The organism is Alicyclobacillus acidiphilus NBRC 100859, from assembly GCF_001544355.1.
In the GTDB taxonomy this organism is placed as follows: Bacteria; Bacillota; Bacilli; order Alicyclobacillales; family Alicyclobacillaceae; genus Alicyclobacillus; species Alicyclobacillus acidiphilus.
Window position 1 is genome coordinate 1 of the sequence record NZ_BCQI01000098.1, and the last position, 8,518, is coordinate 8,518.

Genomic DNA, 8,518 nt, shown 5'->3' on the forward strand with positions numbered 1-8,518 from the left:
CTCAGGGACGCTTATTTTACACCTTCCATTCAGTAACGCACGAATAAGCGTTCCAGGGCCGCTTAAATCGCTCTGCTTGACTCCGTTCGCTCCGCCCGATCTGCGACGAGTGGGACGGCGTGATCGGGGCGGCGCGGGGGCGGCGTGGGGGCGGCGTGGGGGCGGCGCAGCGGTGGCTCCGCCGAATAAGCGGCCGTGGGCCGCTTAAGTGTGTCGAATGGTCTCATATGCGGTGAATAAGCAGCCCAGGGCCGCTTAAATTGCTCTGCGGCACCCCGATCCACCCGATTTCGGAGAAATAAGCGTCTCAGGGACGCTTATTTTCCACCTTCCATTCAGTAACGCACGAATAAGCGGCCCAGGGCCGCTTAAATCGCCCCGTCCCCTCCCGTCCCCTCCCGTCCCCTCCCGTCCCCGTCCCCGTCCCCGTCCCCGTCTCGTCCCGACCGCGCCTTACCCGGCCCGCCAGCTCCACTCCGCAACCTTTACCCGTTGACGACTTTGCCTCCGTTCACGTGAAGAACTTGGCCGCTGACGTAAGAGGAATCGTCGCTGGCGAGATATACGTAGCTTGGCGCGAGTTCACTTGGCTGCCCGGCTCTGCCCATGGGGGTGTCGCTGCCGAATTGGGAGACTTGATTCGCGTCGATTGTCGACGGGATCAGCGGCGTCCAGATGGGGCCCGGCGCGACGGCGTTGACGCGAATGCCTGTTTTGACGAGCGACTTGGACAAGCTTCTCGTCAACGTGACAATGGCTCCTTTGGTGGCCGAGTAGTCAATCAGTGTTTCGTTGCCTTCGTAGGCCGTGATCGACGCCGTGTTGATGATGGTCGATCCCGGCTTCATGTGGGGCAGCGCGGCCTGGATCATGTAAAAGTACCCGAACACGTTGGTCTCAAACGTCCGTGTGAGCTGCGCTGGCGTGATGTCGAGAATGCTGTTTTGCGGGTGCTGCTCGGCGGCGTTGTTGACGAGTATGTCGATCCGCCCGAACTTTTGCATCACCTGCGCCACGGCCTGCTTGCAGGCTTCCGCTTTGGCGACATCGATCGGCAGGGAGAGACCCTTTCGCCCGTGCCCCGATACACCGCGCACGGTTTCCTCGGCATCTTCATGTTCGTTGAAGTACACGACTGCGACGTCCGCTCCTTCCTTGGCGAAGGCGAGCGCTACCGCGCGGCCGATGCCGCTGTCGCCGCCGGTGATGATCGCCACCTTGTCGAGGAGTTTGCCGCTGCCTTTGTACGCCGCGTCTTCGCTGACGGGACGCGGGTTCATTTCCGATTCGATCCCGGGCTGCTGATTCTGATGTTGTGCGGGGAAGGACGTTGGGAAGTTCTTTGTCTGAACTGGAGTTTGGGTCTTCGTCTGTTGTGCCAATTTGCAACCTCCACAAGCGTATTGCAGCAGAATTCGCGGCGGCTCAGAGGTTTGTTCTGGGCCTGCCGCGATGAGGCCTGCTGTCGATATCCTGTAGCTTGGTTGACTGGCGGAAATCTATTCGGCTGTGCCTGAGGTTACAAGCTGTTGCAAGCTATTCAAGATCTGAGGCGGTCGGTCCGATCGAGAGGGAACGATCCGCTTCAGACGTCCGGGCAAACGGCCAAAAATGGGCGCGTCCCACGATGGATGTGCAGGCAGGTACGAAGAAGGCGAGCAGGACGAACGCGTAGACAGCCAGGCCGATCACGACGGATACGCCGATCTCGATGAGCGACGTGACACCCGACACAGCCATGGAACCGAAGGTTCCTGCCATGATGGCAGCCGCGGAGAAGACGACGCCGCCCATGTTCCGCATGGCGTGCAACATGGCGCCGCGAATGTTGATGCCTTCGCGGCGATGGAGTTCTTCGTCAAAGCGCGACATGAGAAAGATGGAATAGTCGACGCCGAGCGCCACGAGCAACAACAGCGTGAAGAATGGAACTGTCCAACTGATGCCGGCCTTGCCCAGGACGTGTACCGCGAACAGTTGGAGCAGTGCCATCGTCACGAAGTACGTCCCCGTCAGCGACATGATGACGTACAAGGGGGCCAGAATGGATCGCAGCAGCAGTACCAACAACACGAAGATCGAGCAGAGGATGAGGATCATCATCCGCTTGAAGTCGGAGTTGGACGTGTTGTTGAGTTCCGCCTGAGTCGGCGTCGTTCCGGCGTACATCAGCGTCCCACTGTGAATCGGGCTTTCGGCGAACGCCGCCTTGGCCTGGTTCTCGAGGATCGGCAGTTCGTCAATGGCTTTCATGGAATACGGACTCGTCTTCAAAATCACCTGGATGTTTGCGACGCGCCCGTCCGGCGAAATATACGCGTTCAAGGCCTTGACCAGCGACTGGTTCGAAGTCACGGCGGATGCGGGGACGTAGAACCCGGGATCGCCCGTTTGTTCCGCGGCGGCGGATTGCTTTAACGCCTTCGAGACCGTTCCGACACCGTTTGAGAGCGATTGGATGGCCTGGTGCAACTGCGTTTGGTTCTTGCCGAGACTGTGCAGGCTCTGGTTCACGGCATTGACACCGGACGACACCTTTGCCGTGCCGGTTGCCAGTGAACTTGCGCCGCCTGCCAACTGCTGCAGGCCGCCTTGAAGCTGCTGGTTGCCAGAGGCAACTTGCTTCGATCCGCTCGCCACTTTGGACGTCGCGCCAGCGAGCTGGCTTGTGGCGGTCGCCAACTGGGATGCGCCTTGGTTCACTTGGTTTGCGCCTTTCTGCAATTGACCGAGTGAGGAAGACAGCGAGTTCAGGCCGGACGATAGCTGCGTCGCGCCTTTGGCTGCTTGAGATGCCCCGCTGGCAGTGCCTTGGGCCAGCTTGACAATCGCTTGCCAATTCGGATCGGTGGCGTCGCTCGGGTGGGTCTTTGTCCACGCCGCGATCGCGTTGGCCAATTGCGAAGTCGCGCTCGCTTCGCTTGCGAGGGAGCCGGACAGTTGGGACGCGCCGCTCGACAGGCTGGAAGCGCCCTGTGACGCCTTCTGCAGCCCTGAAGAAAGTTGTGTGGTGCCTGAGACGAGCTGTTTGGCTCCTGCCGACGTCTTCGATATGCCGGAGGCAACGGACGACGCACCCGAAGCGACCTGTTGGGCGCCATTGGTCAATGTCGTACTGGACGCGGCGGTTCGTTGCAGCCCGCTTTGCAGCTGACTTGCGCCGCTTGCGACACTCTTCGCACCCTGTGCCAGTTGATCCGTCGACGAATACGAATTGGCCGAGCTTCCTTTCGGCAGTTTGCCCGCCAGGGTGTCGAGACCTTGTTGCACTTTGTCCAAACCGTTGGCCGCCTGTTGATTCTGGTTGGACAGTTGGAAGCCCTTGATCACCGTGCCAGTCGGGCGTGTAGCGCTGTCGACTTCCTGGACAAACGAGAGGCTTGCCACGGCCTTTGAGACGTTCTCAATGGTCGTTAAACCTGCTGGTGAGCGCAGGTTCTTGGACGATTTGATCACGATGTTCATTGGCAGTACCCGTCCGGCGCCGAACGCTTTCGAGACGATGTTCAACCCCTTGACGGAAGGCGCCGTCGGAATGTCAGACGTCGGATCGAACGTGCGCAAATTGGTGAACAGAAGGCCGATTGGCGTCAGCACGAGCGCCAGGCACAGCAATGTCCACCAAGGGTACTTCAGCGAGACAGTGCCTGTTGCATTCCATATTCGCGAAGGCCGGTGGCTCGCGGACGTCGCCGCTTTTCGCGGCCAAAACACGAATCGTCCGAGCGCCATCATGAGCGCCGGCAAGAACGTCAGGCAGGCGATGAGGGTGATCCCGACACCTGCGGCAACGCCGACGGCTGACTTAAACAGTCCGAAATTCGCGAAATACAGCGTGGCGAACGAAACAAACACGGTGAGGGCGCTGAACACGACGGTTTTGCCGATGCCGCGGAAAGCGGCCGCGAGTGCATCGGCGGGCGCCAAGCCGTGCCCGGTTTCTTCGCGGAAACGATTCATGACGATGATGCTGTAGTCGGTGCCTGCGCCAAAGATGATACCGATTAGAAAAGTGTTGGTGAACGTGGACACAGGGAGTCCGAGATTCCCCAGAGCAGCCACGACATTGGCGCTGATCAAGTACGACAAGCCAATGGACAGCAGCGTTAACAGAGGCGCGACGATCGAGCGAAAGACGACGAGCAGGATCACGAGCACCAACGCGACGGTGACACCTGCCGTCTTCTCTGCGCCACGCATGGAAATGGTGATATTGTCGTTTTGGATCGGCGCATCGCCGGTATAGACCACGGTCGCATCTGTTGGCGGATGGGCAAAGGCCGTCTTGACCTTGGTCAGCGCCGTTGCTGTCGATTGGTCGACGGAACCGCCGGGGAAGCCAACGGTCGCGATTTCGACCGTGCCATCCTTGCTGATGAACTTGCTCGCGACGGAGGCGTCAGAATTGAAGCGGCCCTGAACGGTTTCGACCCCGTACTTCGTCTTATGGGTATTCAAGTTGCTTAGCGTGTTGTCAAAATAACTTTTGTCCTTTGCTGTCAAGCCGTGCGGATTGTAAATGGCGACGACTTCCGTGCTGCCCGATTTTTGTTTCGGATTGACTTGGTTGAGCAGGTTTTGTGCCTGGACAACGGATGATGTACTTGGGAGAAAATCTGTATCGTGATGGGCGACCACGGCATTCAGCTGTGGCAAAGCAACATGGACGACCACTGCAAGGGCGATCCATGCCGCGATGATGAGAAACCGAAATCGATGGATATAAGCAGCATAGCGATCGAACACACCAGGCCCTCCCTACGCGCCGAATTCATCCGGCGACAACGTGACTGGGTCAAGAACAATCGTCAGAACAAAAGTTATCTCGACAACAGTCATCTCACGGTACAATGAATAATTTAGTTGTTAAATGGTTGGTGTCAAGTTCTGGGCGGTGAACAAATTTTGAACCGCACGCTAAATCGCACTGATGTCTGATAACCGCCTTGGATGGGCTGACGCAGCCTTTGGCCTGACGGCGCGAGCTTCATGATCGTTTGGTTGATTTTGGATCTAGATTGTCGTAATTTTGTAGGACGTCATTCACCAATCGGACTCATCTTTGATGGTATACTTTCACCGTAACCTAAATCCTATGAAGCAAGTTATCCGAAAGCGGAGATAACTTGATAACTTCTCGAAACGTTGAAGCGGGGGGAGCGTGTTGAACAATTCAGTTGCGACGCTGGTCGCATCCGGGATTGCCATCGTCTTCGCACTTACGGTGATCTTTATCCGCATCCGCGCTGGGAAACGACCCACGAGTGCTCGCAAGATCCTGATTCCGCCGGTGGCGATGAGCACGGGCTTCCTGATGTACGTGTTTCCATTTACGCGCGAGCCGATTGAGTATGCCATCGCGGCGTTTCTGGTGGGCTGTGTCTTCAGCTATCCCCTGATTGCCACGTCCAAACTCTATTTGGCCGAAGACGGTGTGTATCTCAAGCGATCGAAAGCGTTCATTTATATCCTCTTGGGCTTACTGGTGATTCGCATCGTCTTGCACAGCGTTGTCGAACGCTATGTGGACGTGTACCAAACGGGTTCACTGTTCTTCTGTTTGGCTTTTGGAATGCTCGTTCCGTGGCGGATTGCCATGTATGCGCAATATCGCCGCGTCGTCCAGCAACAAGGGCGTTCTGTTGCCGAAACGCTGTAATTTCCACAAGATCATTTGTAATCCGACAGTCTCTATCTCTGTGTCGCTATCAATAGGAGGATGTTTGTGCGTAGTATCCGGGCATTGGTCATCACAATCGTCGTCGTTCTCGTTATCATCGCAATTCCTGTCGTCCAGTTGGTCCGTCCAGTACCGGTTCCAACTGTCACACTCGCCTCGACCATCTCCAATTCGCGGGTTCCTGGTGCGGCTCCTACATTTCAATGGCCCAAACAGGGACAAGCAGCTATCTCGGCTGTTGGCATAGGCAGCTTTGGCCAATCGGGATCGCAAGCGTCCGTGCCGATTGCAAGTGTCACCAAGGTGATGACCGCCTACTTGGTTTTGAAAAAGCATCCACTGGCGCTGGGGCAACAGGGGCCTTCCATCACCGTGACCCCAGCGGACGTGGATATCTATAAACAGGACTTGGCCAAGAGCGAATCCGTGGTCAAGGTCCAGGCTGGGGAGAAGCTGACAGAGCGTGAAGCGTTGGAGGGTCTCCTGCTTCCCTCGGGCAACAATATTGGCTCTCTGCTCGCGAAGTGGTGCGACGGTTCGGAGGCAAACTTCGTCCAGGAGATGAACGCGACCGCCAAGCAAATGGGTTTGACCCACACGCACTACGCAGATGCCACGGGCTATTCCCCCGAGAGCCGCAGCGACGCGGTGGACCAAGTGAAGCTCTTTTCGCGGGCGATGGAGAACGCCACATTTCGATCCGTCGTCGCTGAGGCGCAGGCTTACCTTCCTGTGGCGGGCTTGGTCTACAACGTGAACTCCAAAATTGGCCACGGCACCATCATCGGCGGCAAGACGGGAAGTACCTCGGAGGCTGGCGGATGTTTCGTGTTTGCCGCACAAAAGGTGGTTGGCACGAAGACGGTTCTCATTGTCGGCGCGGTTTTGGGACAAATGGGTTTGCAGGAGCTGGATACCGCACTCAACGACGGCGTCGTTTTGGCTAAGGACGCCCAGGCGGCTTTGCGTCCGGTCCAAGTGCTGCGGGCGGGCGATACCGTCGGCACGTTGAACGCGCCTTGGACAAACCAGCTCACTTTGTCGACCAACCAAGGCGTAACGATGGTCGGTTGGCCGGGTCTGGAGATTCGCGAAACGTTCCAGCCCGCCAAGTTGGGCAGCACCATCGCGGCGGGATCGACCGTTGGCACGCTGAACGTGCAAGTGGGTCAGCAAACGCAGAAATTGCCTGTCCGGACCTCACAAGCTCTGCCTGCGCCATCGCTGACATGGCGCCTGAAACGTCTGTGATCCAGCGTCCAATGTGATGGGAGTTCGATCGTGGAGACGGTCGATCTCCTTAGTCACAGGAAGTCATAGGAGCGTTTTTATGAAACTGATACTTTTGAGCGGTGGTTCTGGAAAACGCTTGTGGCCGATGTCCAACGACATTCGGTCCAAGCAGTTCTTGCGCGTTCTTCCCGTCGAGGGGCAGGACGCGCCTGAATCCATGTTGCAGCGGGTATGGCGTCAGTTGCGCGCGTGCGGCTTGCAGCAGGACGCCTACGTGTGCGCGTCGCGAGCGCAATCCGAGATCATTCACGCCCAAATTGGGGACGTCAGCGTGATTGAGGAGCCCGCGCGCCGCGACACGTTTGCGGCGATTGCGATGTCCGTCCTGTACCTTGTCGATCACGTCGGTGTCGGCCTGGAAGAGCCGATCGCCATTTGCCCGGTCGATCACTTCGTCGACGACCACTACTTCAAGGAAATTCAAACACTGGGCGAACTTCTGACATCCGAGGGCGCCGACATCGCCCTGATGGGCGTGAGCCCAACGGAACCGACAAGCAAATTTGGCTACATCGTCCCCGAAGCGCGCCCGTCAGGGACAGCCGCGTTTCGCGTTCATCGCTTTGTCGAGAAACCGGATACTGCGACCGCATCATCGCTCATCGAGCTTGGAGCGCTCTGGAATTGCGGCGTCTTTTGCTTCCGCGCCGGCACTATCACGCGTCTGCTCGAGGAGCGGCGCTTGCCGACTTCCTACGAAGCCTCTCTCCAACGTTTTCAGGACTTCCCGAAGCGCAGTTTTGACTATGAGGTTGTCGAGCGGATGACATCGATCGTGGCGCACCCGTACGACGGCACCTGGATGGATCTCGGCACGTGGCCGGCCCTGGCGGAGCAAATGGGACGGAAGACGGTCGGCTGGGCCATTGCCTCGCAAAGCGAAGACACGCACGTGATCAACGAGTTGGGGATTCCCGTCGTGGCATTGGGACTCTCCGACGCGATCGTCGTCGCCACGCCTGATGGCATCCTTGCCGCGGACAAGTCGCTGAGCACCGGCTTGAAGGATGTCGTGAACCCTCTGCAAAATCGGCCGATGTACGAAGAACGCAAGTGGGGTACATATCGGGTGCTCGATTATCAGACCTTGTCCGACGGAACAGAAGTCCTGACCAAATGCATTCAACTCTACCCGAACGAGAACCTCAGCTACCATCGTCACTCGCTCCGCGAGGAAATCTGGACCATTCTCGAAGGCGAGGGCGAAGTCGTCAAAGGCCATGATCGGTTCCTCGTCGGCCCTGGAGATGTCGTTCGCGTCGACGCTGGCGTCTGGCACGCCATCCGAACCACCGACGGGCTTCAGTTTATCGAGGTACAACGAGGCAGCGAGTTGGTTGAAGAGGACATCGAACGCAAGTACCTAACTTGGTCGGAGCTGGAGCAGGGGTTGCGATCCATGCTGGATTCGACTGCGAATTAGTTGGCGGTGTGGGCGTGGTGTGGAGCGTGGTGGCGTGGTGGCGTGTGTCGGGGCGAATAAGCGGTCCACCGCCGCTTATTCGTGCAAAGATGGATGGAATGGAGAAAATAAGCGGCCCAGGG

At 57.9% G+C, this 8,518-nt stretch carries 5 protein-coding genes; 3 read left to right on the forward strand and 2 right to left on the reverse strand.

The annotated features are described in order from the left end of the window. Positions 1-485 precede the first annotated feature (485 nt). The gene (locus tag AAC01S_RS17510; protein WP_067625529.1) at positions 486-1,382 is read right to left on the reverse strand and encodes an SDR family oxidoreductase; all 897 of its coding nucleotides are present in this window, start codon (positions 1,380-1,382) and stop codon (positions 486-488) included. A 154-nt stretch (positions 1,383-1,536) separates the two neighbouring features. Beyond that, a complete protein-coding gene (locus AAC01S_RS17515; RefSeq protein WP_067625532.1) occupies positions 1,537-4,746 on the reverse strand; it encodes an MMPL family transporter in 3,210 nt (1,069 codons plus the stop codon). 418 nt (positions 4,747-5,164) lie between these two features. Here AAC01S_RS17515 and AAC01S_RS17520 point away from each other — a divergent pair, with 418 nt between their 5' ends. The 3 genes from AAC01S_RS17520 to AAC01S_RS17530 all read left to right on the forward strand — a co-directional run bounded on the left by AAC01S_RS17520 (position 5,165) and on the right by AAC01S_RS17530 (position 8,396). Further along, positions 5,165-5,659, forward strand: coding sequence for a CcdC family protein (locus tag AAC01S_RS17520; protein ID WP_067625534.1), 495 nt, complete (start codon positions 5,165-5,167; stop codon positions 5,657-5,659). Positions 5,660-5,719: 60 nt separating this feature from the next. Next, positions 5,720-6,931: a D-alanyl-D-alanine carboxypeptidase family protein gene (locus AAC01S_RS17525; RefSeq protein ID WP_174520860.1), complete on the forward strand. Its 1,212-nt coding sequence runs from the start codon at positions 5,720-5,722 to the stop codon at positions 6,929-6,931. Between the two features lie 79 nt (positions 6,932-7,010). Beyond that, positions 7,011-8,396: a sugar phosphate nucleotidyltransferase gene (locus AAC01S_RS17530; RefSeq protein ID WP_067625537.1), complete on the forward strand. Its 1,386-nt coding sequence runs from the start codon at positions 7,011-7,013 to the stop codon at positions 8,394-8,396. Positions 8,397-8,518: the final 122 nt, after the last annotated feature.

What these genes read in the sequence shown, in the direction of transcription:
- AAC01S_RS17530 (WP_067625537.1), top strand. Translation starts at nt 7,011, where the DNA reads ATGAAACTGATACTTTTGAGCGGTGGTTCTGGAAAACGCTTGTGGCCG.
- AAC01S_RS17525 (WP_174520860.1), top strand. Translation starts at nt 5,720, where the DNA reads ATGTTTGTGCGTAGTATCCGGGCATTGGTCATCACAATCGTCGTCGTT.